The organism is Streptomyces sp. NPDC015130 (assembly GCF_043080005.1).
Classification (GTDB): Bacteria; Actinomycetota; Actinomycetes; order Streptomycetales; family Streptomycetaceae; genus Streptomyces.
On the sequence record NZ_JBIBVC010000020.1, the window covers coordinates 1 to 16,109 of the forward strand.

General features: G+C 74.1%; 15 protein-coding genes and 1 rRNA gene. 13 read left to right on the forward strand and 3 right to left on the reverse strand.

Features of this window, described 5'->3' with window-relative positions; translation table 11 throughout:
• The 3 genes from rrf to ACF08F_RS31835 form a co-directional block, all read left to right on the forward strand.
• A 5S ribosomal RNA gene (rrf, locus tag ACF08F_RS31825) occupies positions 1 to 92 on the forward strand; the annotation flags it as partial.
• 197 nt (positions 93 to 289) lie between these two features.
• Entirely contained in the window at positions 290 to 1,660 is a 1,371-nt protein-coding gene (locus tag ACF08F_RS31830; protein ID WP_392301991.1) for a hypothetical protein, read from the forward strand.
• On the forward strand, positions 1,642 to 2,439 hold the full coding sequence (locus ACF08F_RS31835; protein ID WP_392301992.1) for a hypothetical protein: 798 nt from the start codon (positions 1,642 to 1,644) through the stop codon (positions 2,437 to 2,439). The genes ACF08F_RS31830 and ACF08F_RS31835 overlap by 19 nt, the downstream gene beginning before the upstream one ends.
• Before the next feature lie 61 nt (positions 2,440 to 2,500).
• Here the strand turns inward: ACF08F_RS31835 and ACF08F_RS31840 are convergent, their stop codons facing one another.
• Positions 2,501 to 3,796, reverse strand: coding sequence for a DUF1015 domain-containing protein (locus tag ACF08F_RS31840; RefSeq protein ID WP_392301993.1), 1,296 nt, complete (start codon positions 3,794 to 3,796; stop codon positions 2,501 to 2,503).
• 81 nt (positions 3,797 to 3,877) lie between these two features.
• Between ACF08F_RS31840 and ACF08F_RS31845 the strand changes: the two genes are divergently transcribed.
• From ACF08F_RS31845 to ACF08F_RS31860, 4 genes are all read left to right on the forward strand, one after another.
• Complete coding sequence (locus tag ACF08F_RS31845) at positions 3,878 to 4,963, forward strand: HAD hydrolase-like protein (protein WP_392301994.1); 1,086 nt, start codon at positions 3,878 to 3,880, stop codon at positions 4,961 to 4,963.
• Between the two features lie 174 nt (positions 4,964 to 5,137).
• On the forward strand, positions 5,138 to 6,097 hold the full coding sequence (locus tag ACF08F_RS31850) for an iron chelate uptake ABC transporter family permease subunit (protein ID WP_392302122.1): 960 nt from the start codon (positions 5,138 to 5,140) through the stop codon (positions 6,095 to 6,097).
• A complete protein-coding gene (locus ACF08F_RS31855) occupies positions 6,094 to 7,128 on the forward strand; it encodes a FecCD family ABC transporter permease (RefSeq protein ID WP_392301995.1) in 1,035 nt (344 codons plus the stop codon). The genes ACF08F_RS31850 and ACF08F_RS31855 overlap by 4 nt, the downstream gene beginning before the upstream one ends.
• A gap of 29 nt (positions 7,129 to 7,157) precedes the next feature.
• Entirely contained in the window at positions 7,158 to 8,003 is an 846-nt protein-coding gene (locus tag ACF08F_RS31860) for an ABC transporter ATP-binding protein (RefSeq protein WP_392301996.1), read from the forward strand.
• 23 nt (positions 8,004 to 8,026) lie between these two features.
• Here ACF08F_RS31860 and ACF08F_RS31865 read toward each other — a convergent pair whose 3' ends face one another.
• Positions 8,027 to 8,374, reverse strand: coding sequence for an SCP2 sterol-binding domain-containing protein (locus ACF08F_RS31865; protein ID WP_392301997.1), 348 nt, complete (start codon positions 8,372 to 8,374; stop codon positions 8,027 to 8,029).
• A gap of 42 nt (positions 8,375 to 8,416) precedes the next feature.
• Here ACF08F_RS31865 and ACF08F_RS31870 point away from each other — a divergent pair, with 42 nt between their 5' ends.
• From ACF08F_RS31870 to ACF08F_RS31895, 6 genes are all read left to right on the forward strand, one after another.
• A complete protein-coding gene (locus ACF08F_RS31870) occupies positions 8,417 to 8,716 on the forward strand; it encodes a hypothetical protein (RefSeq protein ID WP_392301998.1) in 300 nt (99 codons plus the stop codon).
• A gap of 7 nt (positions 8,717 to 8,723) precedes the next feature.
• A complete protein-coding gene (locus ACF08F_RS31875) occupies positions 8,724 to 9,539 on the forward strand; it encodes a TlyA family RNA methyltransferase (RefSeq protein ID WP_189509537.1) in 816 nt (271 codons plus the stop codon).
• Entirely contained in the window at positions 9,536 to 10,456 is a 921-nt protein-coding gene (locus ACF08F_RS31880; protein WP_141297291.1) for an NAD kinase, read from the forward strand. Before ACF08F_RS31875 ends, ACF08F_RS31880 begins: the two co-directional genes overlap by 4 nt.
• A 95-nt stretch (positions 10,457 to 10,551) precedes the next feature.
• Positions 10,552 to 12,294: a DNA repair protein RecN gene (gene recN, locus ACF08F_RS31885; protein WP_392301999.1), complete on the forward strand. Its 1,743-nt coding sequence runs from the start codon at positions 10,552 to 10,554 to the stop codon at positions 12,292 to 12,294.
• Positions 12,291 to 13,025, forward strand: coding sequence for a hypothetical protein (locus ACF08F_RS31890; protein ID WP_392302000.1), 735 nt, complete (start codon positions 12,291 to 12,293; stop codon positions 13,023 to 13,025). The genes recN and ACF08F_RS31890 overlap by 4 nt, the downstream gene beginning before the upstream one ends.
• 109 nt (positions 13,026 to 13,134) lie before the next feature.
• The gene (locus ACF08F_RS31895) at positions 13,135 to 14,301 is read left to right on the forward strand and encodes a glycosyltransferase family 4 protein (RefSeq protein ID WP_392302001.1); all 1,167 of its coding nucleotides are present in this window, start codon (positions 13,135 to 13,137) and stop codon (positions 14,299 to 14,301) included.
• A 176-nt stretch (positions 14,302 to 14,477) separates the two neighbouring features.
• Here ACF08F_RS31895 and ACF08F_RS31900 read toward each other — a convergent pair whose 3' ends face one another.
• Positions 14,478 to 16,100 carry a PucR family transcriptional regulator gene (locus tag ACF08F_RS31900; RefSeq protein WP_392302002.1) on the reverse strand — a complete coding sequence of 541 codons (1,623 nt, stop codon included), beginning with the start codon at positions 16,098 to 16,100 and terminating at the stop codon, positions 14,478 to 14,480.
• Positions 16,101 to 16,109: the final 9 nt, after the last annotated feature.

Genomic DNA, 16,109 nt, shown 5'->3' on the forward strand with positions numbered 1-16,109 from the left:
CGCCCGGTTACATTCCGAACCCGGAAGCTAAGCCTTTCAGCGCCGATGGTACTGCAGGGGGGACCCTGTGGGAGAGTAGGACGCCGCCGAACAATATTTCAGGACCCCTGGTCCCAGCGTTCACGCTGGGACCAGGGGTCCTTTTGTTTTTGCTTGATTTTCCCGATGCGCGGCTGAGTGCCGGCTGCGCGAGAATGACTGCAGTACCCGAAGACAGGAGTCACCCACATGTCCACCAACTCTCCCGACGGCCGTCCGGAGCGCGAGCCGCGTCGCAACGATGGTGGCGGTGGCGACCGGGGCGGCTTCCGTGGGCCGCGCCGTGACGACAACCGGGGCGGCGGTGGCGGCTTCCGTCGCGACGACCGGCCTTCGTACCAGCGCGATGACCGTCGGGACGACAACCGCGGTGGCGGCTTCCGCCGTGACGACCGTCGTGACGACAACCGCGGTGGCGATAGCCGCGGTGGCGGCTTCCGTCGTGACGACAACCGTGGCGGCGGTTCCGGTGGCGGGTTCCGTCGTGACGACAACCGCGGCGGTGGCTTCCGCCGCGACGACCGTGGTGGCGACAACCGTGGCGGTGGCTTCCGCCGTGACGACCGTGGTGGCGACAACCGCGGTGGCGGCTTCCGTCGCGATGACCGTCGTGATGACAGCCGTGGTGGCGACAACCGCGGTGGCGGCTTCCGTCGCGACGACCGGCCCTCGTACCAGCGTGACGACCGTCGTGACGACAACCGCGGTGGCGGCTTCCGCCGTGACGACCGTGGTGGCGACAACCGTGGCGGTGGCTTCCGTCGCGATGACCGTCGTGATGACAGCCGTGGTGGCGACAACCGTGGCGGTGGGTTCCGCCGTGACGACCGTCGTGATGAGCGTCCTTCGTTCCGTCGTGACGAGCGGCCCTCCTCGTACCAGCGTGACGACCGTCGGGACGACAACCGTGGCGGCGGCTTCCGCCGCGACGACCGTCGTGACGAGCGGCCTTCCTTCCGTCGTGACGACAACCGCGGTGGCGGCTTCCGCCGTGACGACCGCGGTGGCGGCTTCCGTCGCGACGAGCGGCCCTCCTCGTACCAGCGTGACGACCGTGGCGGCGACAACCGTGGCGGCGGCTTCCGCCGCGACGACCGTCGTGATGACAGCCGTGGTGGCGACAACCGCGGTGGCGGCTTCCGTCGCGACGACCGGCCTTCGTACCAGCGTGACGACCGTCGTGACGACAACCGCGGTGGCGGCTTCCGCCGTGACGACCGCGGTGGCGACAACCGCGGCGGTGGCTTCCGCCGTGACGACCGTCGTGATGAGCGGCCTTCGTTCCGTCGTGACGAGCGGCCCTCCTCGTACCAGCGTGACGACCGTCGGGACGACAACCGTGGCGGCGGCTTCCGCCGCGACGACCGTCGTGACGAGCGGCCTTCCTTCCGTCGTGACGACAACCGCGGTGGCGGCTTCCGCCGTGACGACCGCGGTGGCGACAACCGCGGTGGCGGCTTCCGTCGCGACGACCGGCGTGACGGTGGCGACCGCGGTGGGTTCCGCGGGCGGGACGACCGTGACCGGGACCGGGGCGACCGCGCGCCGATCAAGCGGCTGCCGATCCCGCCGGAGGTCACCGGTGACGAGATCGACGCGGACGTGCGTCAGGAGCTCATGAGCCTGCCCAAGGGGCTCGCCGAGGACGTCTCGCGCAACCTCGTCATGGTCGCCCAGCTGATCGACGAGGAGCCGGAGAAGGCCTACGAGTACTCCAGGGTCGCCCTGCGGCTCGCGTCGCGTGTCGCGGCCGTGCGCGAGGCCGCCGGCTTCGCCGCGTACGCCACGCAGAAGTACTCCGAGGCGCTGGCCGAGTTCCGTGCCGCGCGCCGGATGAGCGGTGGCGTCGAGCTGTGGCCCGTCATGGCCGACTGCGAGCGGGGCCTGGGCCGCCCCGAGCGTGCGCTGGCGATGGCCGGCGAGCCCGAGGTGCAGAAGCTGGACAAGGCCGGACAGGTCGAGATGCGGCTCGTGGCCGCCGGCGCCCGTCGTGACCTGGGCCAGCTGGATGCCGCCATCGTGACGCTGCAGAGCCCCGAGCTGGCGTCCGGCGCCGTTCACCCGTGGACCGCGCGCCTGCGGTACGCCTACGCCGACGCGCTGCTCGCCGCCGAGCGTGAGGGCGAGGCGCGGGACTGGTTCGCCAAGGCCCTGGAGGCCGACAAGGACGGCGTCACGGACGCCTCGGACCGGCTCGCCGAGCTGGACGGCATCGAGTTCGTGGACGCCTTCGACGACTCCGACGAGGACGAGGACGACCTCGAAGAGGGCGACGTCGAAGAGGGCGACTCGGATGTCGAGGACGCTGTGGACGTCGAGGACGACATCGACGACGTCGACGACGTCGAGGGCGACTCGGACGTCGAGGACGTCCAGGACGTCGACGGCGACGACCGTTGATCCTTTGAGGATGTGAGAAGGGCGGTACCCCTCGGGGTACCGCCCTTTCGCGTTTCCGGGATCAGTCCAGCGCGAGGCTTCTCAGGACCAGGCCTGTCGCGGGCTTCGGGCCGAACGAGGTCGACTTGCGGGGCATCGTCACGCCCTGCCGTGCCAGGTCCCGTACGACCTCCTCCCGTACCGGATGCATGAGGACGGCCGTACCGCCGCGGCGCTCCGCCTGGGCGACCGCGGCCTCGGTGTCGTGGATGTAGGCGATGTCCTCGGGCGCGTCCGGGATGTGCCAGAGCTGCTCCAGAAGAGTGGAGTGCAGGACCGTCGCGTCCAGGGTGCGCCAGGTCTCCGGGCGGTCCGCGCGGATCGTCCGGTCGAGGAGGGTGGGGTCCGGGCGGTCCAGGAGGTGGAAGGCGCCGTCACCCGCGAGGAGGAACGCGTTGCCTTCGGCCGCCGCGTCGGCCAGGGCCTCCAGCGCCATCGGCAGGGGGCGCTCGATCCGGCGGACCCGGAAGGAGTCGCCGAGGGCCGCCAGGGCGTCGGCGACCGGCAGGCGGTTGAGGAGGCGGTGGATGGCGCGGACCCGCAGGGGGTAGCGGGCGGTGTCGATGAGGAGGACCAGGCCGTAGTTCCAGGGGCCGGGAGCGGTGTGCTCCTCGCGCAGGCGCAGATAGGTCGCCCAGCGGTGGTGGCCGTCGGCGATGAGGGCCTGGTGGCGGCCGAGTTCCTCGGCGACGGCGGCCTGTTCGGCCGGGTCGGTGACCGCCCAGAGGCGGTGCTGGAAGCCGTCCTCCGTGGTGGTGGAGAGCAGGGGCTCGCGCTGCACGGCGCGCTCGATGACGGCGTCGGCGCCGCCGTCGTCCTCTCCGACGTAGGTGAGGAGCAGCGGTTCCAGATTGGCGGCCGTGGTCCGCATGAGGGCGGCGCGGTCCTCGACCACGTGCGGCATGACGTCCTCGTGGGGGAGGACCACGCCCTCGTCCGGGGTGGAGAGCTCCAGGGCGCCGATGATGCCGCGTTGGAGGATGCCGTCGCCGCTCTGCTCGTACACGTAGAGCGCGGGTTCGGGGTCCGGGGCGAGGACGCCGTCGGCGAGCCAGCGGTCGAGGGTGACGGCGGCCTTGCGGTGGCGGGTGCCGGCGGTGATGGCCTGCGGGAGGATCAGCCGGACGATGTTGTGGGGGTCGGCCGACTCCAGATGGAGGAGTCCGTCAGGTCGTACGACGACGTCGTAGGGAGGGGACGTCACGGCTGCGAGGCTGCCGACCCGCTCGGGGACGTAACGGAGTCCGCGGAACGGGGCCAGACGCAGTCCTGCGTCGTCGTCGCGGACAGCGTCGGCCGCGTGACCTGAGGTGTTCATCTCGACATCGTATGTGTGCGCGGGCATGAGCGATGATCGGGGGAGCGGGGCGGATTCACCCGGCGAGGCGAGGAGTGAGCGGTGACGGTGCGGAACGGCCAGGAGCGGCACGACGGTGGCGGCAGGAGGCTTCCGGGGAGCAGCGCGGTGGCGTTGGGCTCGGCGTACGACACGGCGCTCCTCGACCTGGACGGTGTCGTGTACGCGGGCGGGGAGGCCATCCCGTACGCCGTGGAGGCGCTCGGGGTGGCGCGCGAGGGCGGGATGCACCTGGCGTACGTCACCAACAACGCGCTGCGGACGCCGGAGGAGGTGGCGACGCACCTCACCGAGCTGGGCGTGCCCGCGGTGGCGGGGGACGTGGTCACCTCGGCGCAGGCGGTCGCTCGGCTGATCGCGGAGGAGGTGCCGCCGGGTTCGCGGGTGCTGGTCGTCGGGGGCGAGGGGCTGCGGGTGGCGCTGCGCGAGCGGGGTCTCGTGCCGGTGGAGTCGGCGGACTACGAGCCGGCGGCGGTCGTCCAGGGGTACGGGGGGCCGGAGCTGCCGTGGGGGCGGTTCGCCGAGGCGGCCTACGCGGTGCAGCGGGGGGTGCCGTGGTACGCCTCGAACACCGACCTGACGATTCCGGGCGCGCGGGGGATCGGGCCGGGGAACGGGGCCGCGGTGGAGGTTGTGCGGATCGCCTCCGGGGGCCGTGCGGAGCCGAAGGTCGCGGGGAAGCCGCTGCCGCCGATGCACCGGGAGACGGTGCTGCGGACGGGGGCCGCGCGGCCGCTGGTGGTGGGGGACCGGCTGGACACGGACATCGAGGGCGCGTTCAACGGTGGCGTGGACTCGCTGCTCGTCCTCACCGGGGTGACGGATGTGGCGCAGTTGCTGACGGCGGTGCCGGAGCACCGGCCGACGTATGTGGCGGCGGATCTGCGGGGGCTGCTGGTGGGTCAGCCGGAGGTTGTCGAGGGGGCGGGGGGAGTCGTGGTCTGCGGGGCGTGGCGGGCGTCGGTGAGCGGGGGCGAGCTGGTGCTGGAGTCGGTGCCCGGCGCGGGTGCGGACGTGACGGATGTGATGGACGGGGTGCGTGCCCTGTGCGGGGCCGCGTGGTCGGCCGCCGGGGACGGGGTGTGCGGGGCGGATGCGGGGAAGGCGCTCGCCCTGTTGGGGATGTGACGCGGGCGGGCCGGTGAGGGTGGGGTGCGGGTGCCGCTCCGGCGCGGGGCAGAAAATTGGGTAGGCTAACCTAACTCCGTGTTGGTTGAGAGTCCTTCCCGAGCGAGCGCGGATCCGACGCCCGCCGCCCCGACTCCTACGCGCCGGAATTCCGTGCGTGCCGTCGGGTTGGTGGTGGCCGTCGCGGTCCTGCTGCTGGTCTGTGTCCTGAGCATCATGATCGGTGCCAAGCCGGTGCCGCTCGGCGACGTGTGGCACGGGCTGTTCGAGAACAGCGGCGTGGGCAACGACGTCGTCATCCACGACGTCCGCGTCCCCCGCACCCTCCTCGGGCTGCTCGTCGGGCTCGCCCTCGGGCTGTCCGGGGCCGTGATGCAGGGGCTGACCCGTAATCCGCTCGCCGAGCCCGGACTGCTCGGGGTGAACGCGGGCGCCGCCGCGGCCGTCGTCTCGGCCATCGCGTTCTTCGGGGTCGTCGACGTCGAGGAGTACGTCTGGTTCGCCTTCGTGGGCGCCGCCGTCGTGGCCGTCGCCGTCTACCTGCTGGGGGGCAGCCGCAGCGCCACCCCCGTGCGGCTGGCGCTCGCCGGCACCGCCGCGACCGCCGCGCTCTACGGGTACGTCAACGCCGTCGAGCTGCTCAACTCCGCTGCCCTCGACCGGATGCGGTTCTGGACGGTCGGCTCGCTCGCCTCCGCCGACATGGCGACCATCCGTCAGGTCGCCCCCTTCATCCTGACCGGGGCCGTCCTCGCGCTCCTCATCGCGCGCCCCCTGAACGCGATGGAGATGGGCGACGACACCGCCCGGGCCCTCGGTGCGAACATCAACCGGACCCGGGTCGTCGCCATGGTGGCCGTCACCCTGATGTGCGGAGCCGCCACCGCGGCCTGCGGGCCCATCGTGTTCCTCGGGCTGATGGTCCCGTACATGGTGCGGGCGATCACCGGGCCCGACATGCGCTGGATCCTGCCGTACGCGGCCGTCCTCGCACCGGTCCTGCTGCTCGGCTCCGACGTCGTCGGGCGGCTCGTGGCCCGGCCCTCCGAGCTCCAGGTCGGCATCGTGACCGCCCTCATCGGCGGACCCGTCTTCATCCGACTCGTACGCCGCAAGAGGATGGCCCAGCTGTGACCACCAAGACCCTGCGGGCCGGCGGCGGGCTCTCCGTACGGTACGAGCCCCGGGCCGCGCTCTCCGTCCTCGGCCTGATCGTGCTCACCGTCGCCGTCGCCGTCGTCCTCATCGGCACCGGGGACTTCCCCATGACGCCCGCCGAGGTCGTCGACACGCTCCTGGGCAAGGGCACCGTCGTCCAGGAGTTCGCCGTCATGGACCTGCGGCTGCCGCGGGTCCTCGTCGCCGTCTTCGTCGGCGCGGCGCTCGCCGTCGGCGGGGCCGTCTTCCAGTCCGTCTCCCGCAACCCGCTGGGCAGCCCCGACGTCATCGGCTTCGGCCAGGGCGCCACCGTCGGCGCTCTCACCGTCATCGTCCTCTTCCAGGGCAGCGCCGCCGCAGCGGCCGGCGGGGCCGTCGTCGGCGGGCTCGTCACCGGTGTGACGATCTACCTGCTCGCCTGGAAGAAGGGGGTGCACGGCTACCGGCTCGTGCTCGTCGGCATCGGCGCCGCCGCCATGCTCACCTCCGTCATCCACTACCTGATCACCAAGGCCAACCTGGTGGACGCGACCCGCGCCACCGTGTGGATGACCGGCTCCCTCGACGGCCGTGACTGGTCCCGGTTCTGGCCGCTGTTCGCCGTCTGCTGCGTCCTGCTGCCGCTCGTCCTCGGCCACGGCCGGGCCCTGCGCATGCTGGAGATGGGCGACGACGCCGCGTACGCCCTCGGGGTGAAGGTCGAGCGGACCCGGATCGTCCTGATGGCCTCGGCCGTGGTGCTCGTCGCCGTCGCCACCTCCGCTGCCGGGCCGATCGTCTTCGTCTCGCTGAGCGCGCCCCAGCTGGCCCGCCGGCTGACCCGGGCGCCCGGCCCCAACCTCGCCGCCTCCGCCCTCATGGGCTCGGCACTGCTGCTCAGCGCCGACTGGGTCGCCACCAACGCCTTCGGCGAGCGCCAGCTCCCCGTCGGCGTCGTCACCGGCATCCTCGGCGGCTGCTATCTGCTCTGGCTGCTCGTCACCGAACGCAAGGCGGGCCGGATATGACCACGAACAAGGACAACAGGAGTACGGGAATGACCGGTCGGCAGAAGCAGCGTCTGAGCGCGGAATCGGTCACCCTCGCGTACGAGCAGCGGGTCATCGCCCGCGAGCTGTCCGTCGAGATCCCCGACAACTCCTTCACCGTCATCGTCGGGCCCAACGCCTGCGGCAAGTCGACCCTGCTGCGCGCCCTCTCCCGGATGCTCAAGCCCGCCGAGGGGCAGGTCCTGCTCGACGGCGCCTCGATCCACTCGCTGCCCGCCAAGAAGGTCGCCAAGACCCTCGGCCTGCTGCCCCAGTCCTCGATCGCGCCCGACGGCATCACCGTCGCCGACCTCGTCGCCCGCGGCCGCTACCCGCACCAGGGACTGCTGCGCCAGTGGTCGCCGGAGGACGAGCGGATCGTGCAGGAGTCGATGGCCTCGACCGGCGTCGCCGAACTGGCCGAGCGGTACGTCGACGAGCTCTCCGGCGGACAGCGCCAGCGCGTCTGGATCGCCATGGCGCTCGCCCAGCAGACGCCGCTGCTGCTCCTCGACGAGCCGACGACCTTCCTCGACATCCAGCACCAGATCGACGTCCTCGACCTCTGCGCCGAGCTGCACGAGACGCAGGGCCGGACGCTCGTCGCCGTCCTGCACGACCTCAACCACGCGGCCCGGTACGCGACCCACCTCATCGCCGTCCGCGGCGGCGAGGTCGTCGCCGAGGGCCCGCCGTCCGAGGTCGTCACCGCCGAGCTCGTCGAGCGGGTCTTCGGGCTGCGCTGCCAGGTCATCGAGGACCCGGAGACCGGTACGCCGCTCGTCGTGCCGGCCGGGCGCAAGGCGCGGGCCAAGCGGGCCGAGGCAGCCGAGGTGGCCGCGAGCCCGGCCTGACGGCAGGGCGCTCCCTACACTCCCTACAGGAGCGAGCGCAGTTTCAGCAGGTCGCGGAAGCCGGCCTCCAGCCTGACCCGGCCGGAGGCCCAGGCCTTCGCGAAGTTCAGCTCGCCGCCCACCATCGCCAGCAGGTCGTCGCCGGTCATCGCGAGCCGGATCTGCGCCTTCCACGGCGGCGGGCCCGGGACCGTGTCCACGACCTCGATCCGGCCGTCCGCGAGACGGCCGGTGAAGGTCGTGTCCAGGTCCGTGATGTGGCAGCTCAGGGTGCGGTCGAGCGCGGCCGCGCTCCGCACGTCGCCGTCCGCCCGCGCGAAGCTGTCCGAAAGTCTGTCGAGTGCGCCACGGCACTCAGTGATCGTCGCCATCGCCGTCGACCGTACCCCAGGGCTTCGCGATAGCGTCGGGGGATGAACGACGCGACGACCGAGCCGGGGCCCGACGAGCGAGAGCCCGCGCGGGCCGTCGAGGAGCGGGAGGCGGGGCCCGTCGAGGACCACGAGCCCGCCGCGCCCGCTCCGCTCGGCGTCGCCCGGGAGCTCACCGGCCACGCCGCCGTCGACGCCCACCTGGCGCGTCTCGCCGAGGTGGACCACCTCCCGGCCGACGGACACCTGGAGGTGTACGAGGATGTACACCGTGGACTGCGCGCCGAGCTGACCTCGCTCGACGCGCATCCCGCCCCCCGTCCGCACGACAACAGGAGCTGAACCGAACGTGGCAGGAGTGGCACGCCGCCGTCTCGACGCCGAGCTGGTACGGCGCAAACTCGCGCGCTCGCGCGAGCACGCCAGCCAGCTGATCGCCGCGGGCCGGGTGACCGTCGGCAAGACCGTTGCCACCAAGCCCGCCACCCAGGTCGAGACCGCCGCGGCCATCGTCGTCGTCCAGGACGACTCCGATCCCGACTACGTCTCGCGCGGCGGCCACAAGCTCGCCGGGGCCTTCGAGGCCTTCGTGCCCCAGGGCCTGCGGGTCGAGGGCCGGCGCGCCCTGGACGCCGGGGCCTCCACCGGCGGCTTCACCGACGTCCTGCTGCGCGCGGGCGCCGCCCATGTCGTCGCCGTCGACGTCGGCTACGGACAGCTCGCCTGGTCGCTGCAGAGCGACGAGCGCGTCACCGTGAAGGACCGGACGAACGTACGCGAGTTGACACTCGACGCCATCGACGGCGTCCCGGTCGACCTCGTCGTCGGCGACCTGTCGTTCATCCCGCTCGGCCTCGTCCTGCCCGCCCTCGCGGCGTGCACGGCCCCTGACGCGGACCTCGTCCTGATGGTGAAACCGCAGTTCGAGGTGGGTAAGGAGCGGCTCGGGACCGGCGGAGTCGTACGGAGCCCCGAACTCCGCGCCGACGCCGTGAAGAACGTGGCCCGGCGCGCCGCCGAGCTCGGACTCGGTGTCCTCGGCGTCACCGCCAGCCCGCTGCCCGGCCCCTCCGGGAACGTCGAGTACTTTCTGTGGCTGCGGGCAGGCGCGCCCGCGCTGGATCCGGCGGATGTGGACCGCGCCGTGGCGGAGGGACCTAGTTGAGCTCGACAGCAGCACCATCGGGAACATCACGCACCGTCTTCCTGCTCGCGCACACGGGCCGGCCCGCCGCCGTGCGCAGCGCCGAACTGGTCGTCCTGGGGCTGCTGCGCTGCGGCATCGGCGTCCGCGTCCTGGAGGCGGAGGCCTCGGACCTGCCGCTGCCGCCGTCCGTCGAGAAGGTCCCGGAGGCCTGCTCCGACGCCCTCGACGGCTGTGAGCTCCTCGTCGTCCTCGGCGGCGACGGCACGCTGCTGCGCGGCGCCGAGTTCTCCCGCGCCTCCGGGGTGCCGATGCTCGGCGTCAACCTGGGCCGGGTCGGCTTCCTCGCGGAGGCCGAGCGGGACGACCTCGACAAGGTCGTCGACCGGGTCGTGACGAAGGCGTACGAGGTCGAGGAGCGCATGACGCTCGACGTCGTCGTGTACGAGAACGGCGACGTCCTGCACCGCGACTGGGCGCTCAACGAGGCGGCCGTCCAGAAGGTCTCCCCGGAGCGGATGCTGGAGGTCGTCCTCGCGATCGACGGCCGCCCGGTGACCGGCTTCGGCTGCGACGGGGTGATCTGCGCGACACCGACCGGCTCCACGGCGTACGCCTTCTCGGCGGGCGGACCGGTCGTCTGGCCGGAGGTCGAGGCCCTGCTCATGGTCCCCATCGGAGCCCACGCGCTCTTCGCCAAACCACTCGTCACCACCCCCGAGTCGGTCCTCACCGTCGAGGTCGAGCCGCACACCCCGCACGGCGTGCTGTGGTGCGACGGGCGGCGGACCGTGGAGCTCCCGGCGGGTGCGCGGGTCGAGGTGCGGCGGGGCGCCGTGCCCGTCCGGCTGGCCCGGCTGCACCACGCCTCCTTCACGGACCGGCTGGTCGCCAAGTTCGCCCTCCCTGTGTCGGGCTGGCGGGGCGCTCCGCACTGATCGACCGCTCCCCGGTCCCTCCGGCGGTCCCGAACGATCGGCGCGCCGGAGAGTTACGGCCGGGGCGATGTCGCATCGGACCGGAGAAACCTCGTATGGTCTGGGGCGTGCTGGAGGAGATGCGGATACGGTCGCTCGGGGTCATCGACGACGCGGTGGTCGAGCTGTCGCCCGGCTTCACCGCGGTGACCGGTGAGACCGGCGCGGGCAAGACCATGGTCGTGACCAGTCTGGGCCTGCTGCTCGGTGGACGGGCCGACCCGGCCCTGGTGCGGATCGGCGCGGCCTCGGCCGTCGTCGAGGGACGGATCAGCGTGCCCGCGGGCGCGCCCGCCGCCGTACGCGCGGAGGAGGCTGGGGCGGAGCTCGACGAGGGCGTGCTCCTCGTCAGCCGCACCGTCTCGGCCGAAGGACGCTCACGGGCCCACCTCGGCGGGCGCTCCGTGCCCGTCGGGCTGCTCGCCGAGCTCGCCGACGAGCTCGTCGCCGTCCACGGCCAGACCGACCAGCAGGGCCTGCTCAAGCCCGCCCGGCAGCGCGGCGCGCTCGACCGGTACGCGGGTGAGGCCGTCGCCGTACCGCTCGCCGCCTACGGCGAGGCGTACAAGCGGCTGAGGGCCGTCACGGTCGAGCTGGAGGAGATCACCACCCGGGCCCGGGAACGGGCCCAGGAGGCCGATCTGCTGCGCTTCGGGCTGGGGGAGATCGAGGCCGTCGCCCCGCGCGCCGGGGAGGACGTCGAACTCGCCGCCGAGGCGGAACGGCTCGGGCACGCCGAGGCCCTCGCCTCCGCCGCCGCGCTCGCGCACGGCGCGCTCGCGGGCGATCCCGAGGACCCCGAGGCCGTCGACGCGACGACCCTCGTCGCGGGCGCGGGCCGGGCCCTGGAGGCCGTACGCTCCCACGACCAGGCGCTCGCCTCGCTCGCCGACCGGATGGGGGAGATCTCCATCCTGCTCGGCGACGTGGCCGGGGAGCTCGCCGGATACGCCGACGACCTGGACGCCGACCCGCTGCGGCTCGCCGCCGTCGAGGAGCGACGCGCGGTCCTCACCCAGCTCACCCGGAAGTACGGCCAGGACATCGCCGCCGTCCTCGCCTGGGCCGAGGAGAGCGCGGCCCGGCTCGGCGAGCTGGACGGCGACGACGACCGCGTCGACGAGCTGACCGCCGAGCGCGACCGGTTGCGCGACGAGCTGTCGGTGCTCGCACAGCGGCTCACCGACGCCCGTTCGGAGACGGCCGAACGGTTCGCCGCCGCGGTCACCGCCGAGCTCGCCTCGCTCGCCATGCCGCACGCGCGCGTGTCCTTCGCCATCGCCCAGACCGAGGACGAGGAGGGCGTGGAGGTCGGCGGCCGCCGGGTCGCCTACGGCCCGTCCGGGGCCGACGAGGTCGAGCTGCTGCTCGCCCCGCACCCCGGCGCGCCGCCGCGGCCCATCGCCAAGGGCGCGTCCGGCGGTGAGCTGTCCCGCGTGATGCTCGCCGTGGAGGTCGTCTTCGCCGGGGTCGACCCCGTGCCCACGTACCTCTTCGACGAGGTCGACGCGGGCGTCGGCGGCAAGGCGGCCGTGGAGATCGGGCGGCGGCTCGCCAAGCTCGCCAGGACGGCACAGGTCGTCGTCGTCACCCACCTTCCGCAGGTCGCGGCCTTCGCCGACCGGCAGCTGCTCGTCGAGAAGACCAACGACGGCTCCGTGACCCGGTCCGGTGTCACCGTCCTGGAGGGCGAGGAGCGGGTCCGGGAGCTGTCCCGGATGCTCGCCGGCCAGGAGGACTCCGAGACGGCCAGGGCGCACGCGGAGGAGCTGCTCGCGACGGCCCGGGCGGACGGGTGAGGCGTCTCGCCTCGTTCGGGACCGCCGCCGGGGTGACCCGGGCCGCGTACGAGGGGCTGCGCCGGGCGGTGGGCGGTTCCTCGCCGGCCGGTGGCCCGTGGACGCGGACCAACCACGCCGGGCGTGCCGTCGACCTGTACGCCGGGCCCGCCACCGCCCTCGGGGCGGCGGCCGGCAGCGGCAGCGGGCCCGTGGCGTTCGCCGTGCTGGCCGCCGCCGCGTGCGGCGCGTACGACGACGTGAGGGGCGATCACCGGCGCGGCTTCCGGGCGCACCTGGCGGCCCTGCGGGAGGGCGAGGTGACCAGCGGGTCCGTCAAGCTCCTCGGTATCGGCGCGGCCTCGCTGGCGGCCGGGGCGCTGCTCAAGGAGCGGCCCGTGGACAAGGTCCTCGCCGGGATCGTCATCGCCGGCACCGCCCACCTGGTGAACCTCGTGGACGTACGCCCCGGGCGGGCGGGCCTGGCCGTGCTCGCGCTCGGCGCGCCCGGGCTGCTCCGCGGGTCGAGCGCCGCCGCCCCGATGGGCGCCGCCGCGGCGGTCCTCGGGGACGATCTGGGGGAGCGCACCATGCTCGGTGACACCGGCGCGCACGCCCTCGGCGCGGCCGTCGGCGGCGCGATCGCCGCCGGTAACGGGCGGTTCGGGCTCGCCGCGCACGCCGTGGGACTGATGGCCGCCGCGGTGTGGGGGGAGCGCGAGGCCGCCTCGCGCGCTCACCCGGGAGGGTGAACCCTGGGGCGGGTCCGAACGGCGGACGCCCTCCGTACAAGGGAACGACGCCGTTTCGGGTGCCGGAACGTGCGTACGGTCGGCGGTACGGGCTGGCATCCTTGGGCGCGTGACACAGCTCCGTACGGTCCAAGTGCTGGGCGGCGGCAGCGCGGGCAGCAGCTCTCACGTCCGATCACTCGCCTCGGGGCTGGTGGCGAGGGGCGTGCGGGTGACCGTGTGCGCCCCGGCGGAACTCGACCGTCTCTACGACTACCTCGGCGCCGGGGCGCACTTCGTGCCCCTGCCGCGCCTCGGCGACCCCGCGACGGTCACCGCGCTCCGTAACGCCTGCATCGGCGCGGACGTGGTCCACGCGCACGGGCTCCAGGCCTCCGTCCGGGCCACGCTCGCGCTGTCCGCGCCGTCCTGCGGGGCCTCCTCCGGGGGGCTGGGGCCGGGGGGAACCGGCCTCGGCGGATCGGGCTTCGGCCGGCCCGGCTCCGGCGGCGGGCGCACCCCGCTCGTCACCACCTGGCACAGCCGGAACCACCTGGACGGGGCCCGGGGCGGGGTCCAGCGGCTCCTGGAGCGGAGGACCGTGCGGGCCGCGTCCGTCGTCCTCGGCACGTCGTCCGAGCTCGTCGACCGGGCGCGGCGGCGCGGGGCCCGGGACGCCCGGCTCGCGCCCGTCACCGTCCCGGCCGCGCGCGGGCCCGTCTGCCTCCACGACGGCAAGGCCCGGGCCGAACTGGGCGCGGTCGACCGGCCCTTGCTGATGGCCGTCGGAGCGCTCGAACGGGGGCGGGGGTACGGGACGCTGCTCGACGCGGCGCGCTCCTGGCGGGACCTCGACCCGCAGCCGCTGCTCGTCATCGCGGGCGAGGGGCGCGAACGGGCCGCGCTGCAGCGGCGGATCACCGCGGAGCGGCTCTCGGTGCGGCTGATCGGGCGGCGCGACGACGTCGCGGAGCTGCTGGCCGCCGCGGACGTCGCGGTCCTCCCCTCACGCCGGGAGGCCCGGTCCCTGCTCGCGCAGGAGGCGCTGCGGCTCGGTGTGCCGCTGGTCGCCACGGCGGTCGGCGGAGTGCCGGAACTCGTCGGGGACGCGGCGGAACTCGTGCCGTACGGGGACTCGGTGGCGCTCGCGCGGGCGGTGCGGGGGCTACTGGAGGACGCGGACCGGCGGATGGACCTCGCGGCGGCGGGGCGGGTGCAGGCGGGGACGTGGCCGACGGAGGACCAGACGATCGCGCATGTGCTGAGCGTGTACGACGAGTTGGCGGGGCGCAGGTAGGGAGGGCGGGGGGGTTTCCCCCATCCCGCCCCACCCCACCCCACCCCACCCCACTCCACCCCGCCCCTTCCCGAAACCCTGCCGGGGGCTGTGGGCCGGAGCGGGCCGGTGGTGGGCACGAACCGGCAGGGGTGCATGGACGGGTGGCCGCGAATCGGGTGGGGTGGACCCGGCTCCTACGTCGTGTGGCGGCGGGCTCTCAGGGCCAGGGAGAGGGCCAGGACCGTCTGGGGGTCGTCCAGGTCCGTGCCCAGGAGTTCGGAGATGCGGGCCAGGCGGTTGTAGAGGGTCTGCCGGTTGAGATGGAGCTCGCGGGCCGTCTCCGCCTTGCGGCCCGCGTGCGCCAGGTACGTCTCCAGGGTCGGGAGCAGCGGCGGGCGCGAGGCGCGGTCGTGGTCACGGAGCGGGCCGATCGCACGGTCCACGAAGGCCGCCAGGTCCGGATGGTCGCGCAGCCGCCACAGCAGCAGGTCGATGTCGAGGCGCCGCGCGTCGTACCAGGGCCGGTCCGAGAGGCCCTGCGCCGCCGTCGCCGTCTCCGCCGCGTGCCGCAGGCCCGCCGAGGCCGCCGCCCAGCTTCCGGCGACGCCCACGACGACCACGGGCGGGTGGACGCCCGCGCGCTCCAGGCCCGCTCGCTCCACGCCCGCGCGGAGCGCCGCCGCGACCCGGTCCGCGACGGCCGTGCGCTCCGACTCCGAGCGCAGGCCCAGGAGGAGCGGGACCCGCCCCTCGACCGGGCGGACGCCCAGGAGGACCGGGACTCCGACGGAGGAGAGCTCTTCGAGGACCGCCCGGGCGAGGAGCGCCCAGTTGCCCGAGGGGGAGAGTTCCGAGGCCAGGCGCATGACCACCGGCAGCAGCGGGCCCTCGCCCGGCTTGAAGCCGAGGACGCGGGCCTGGGCCGGTGCCGCCTCGGCCGTGATCCGGCCCTCCGCCAGGTCCGTCAGGAAGTCGCCCCGGCCGCGCGCGGCGAGTTCCTCCTCCTGACGCGCCTGCATGAGGACCACCGCGAGGATGCCCGCCGCCCGCTCGGCCGCCATCCGGTGGACGGGGGAGAGGGCGCCGGAGACCGCCAGGAGGACCAGCCGGGCCCGGACCGAACCCGTACCCGGCCCGCCGCCCGGCACGTCCACGAGGACCGTGCCGGTGGGCGGGCCGGACTCGCGGGCCGCGCGCTGGCCGCGCAGGCCGTCCCAGACCTGGAGCGGGTCGGCGGGGCCGGACTCGGTGCCCGCCGCGTACAGGAGCTGGCCGTCGGCGGTCTCCAGGAAGACCGGGTTCGCGGCGAAGTCGGAGAGGATGCGCAGGACCTGCGGGACCCCGCCGCCGCCGAGCAGGGCCTCCGTGCACTGCCGGTGGACCTCCTCGGCCTGCCGGAGGAGTGCGTAGTGGCCGTTGACGATCTCGGTGTGGATCTCCTCCGTGACGGCCACGAAGGGGACCTCCCGGTGCAGTTGCACCAGGGGCAGCCCGGCGGCCCGCGCGGTCTCCACTATCGTCGCCGGGAGGCGGGCGAAGCGCGGTCCGAGCTCCACGACGAGCGCCGCGATGCCCCGGTCCGCGAGCCGGCGGACGAAGGCCCGCTGCTCGGCCGGCCGGGTCCCGAGCCCGAGGCCCGTGGTCAGCAGCAGCTCGCCGCCCTTGAGGAGCGACGCGATGTTCGGCACCTCGCCCGCGTGCACCCAGCGCACCGTGCGGTGCAGCCGGTCCGCGCCGGCGACGACCTCCGGGAGCCCGCTGCGCAGCCCCGGGAGTTCGAGCGCCCGCTGCACGGTGATCCCGCCCTGATTGTCCATGGGGCCGGA

What these genes read in the sequence shown, in the direction of transcription:
- ACF08F_RS31840 (WP_392301993.1), bottom strand. Translation starts at nt 3,796, where the DNA reads ATGAACACCTCAGGTCACGCGGCCGACGCTGTCCGCGACGACGACGCA.
- ACF08F_RS31860 (WP_392301996.1), top strand. Translation starts at nt 7,158, where the DNA reads ATGACCGGTCGGCAGAAGCAGCGTCTGAGCGCGGAATCGGTCACCCTC.
- ACF08F_RS31865 (WP_392301997.1), bottom strand. Translation starts at nt 8,374, where the DNA reads ATGGCGACGATCACTGAGTGCCGTGGCGCACTCGACAGACTTTCGGAC.
- ACF08F_RS31870 (WP_392301998.1), top strand. Translation starts at nt 8,417, where the DNA reads ATGAACGACGCGACGACCGAGCCGGGGCCCGACGAGCGAGAGCCCGCG.
- recN (WP_392301999.1), top strand. Translation starts at nt 10,552, where the DNA reads ATGGTCTGGGGCGTGCTGGAGGAGATGCGGATACGGTCGCTCGGGGTC.
- ACF08F_RS31900 (WP_392302002.1), bottom strand. Translation starts at nt 16,100, where the DNA reads ATGGACAATCAGGGCGGGATCACCGTGCAGCGGGCGCTCGAACTCCCG.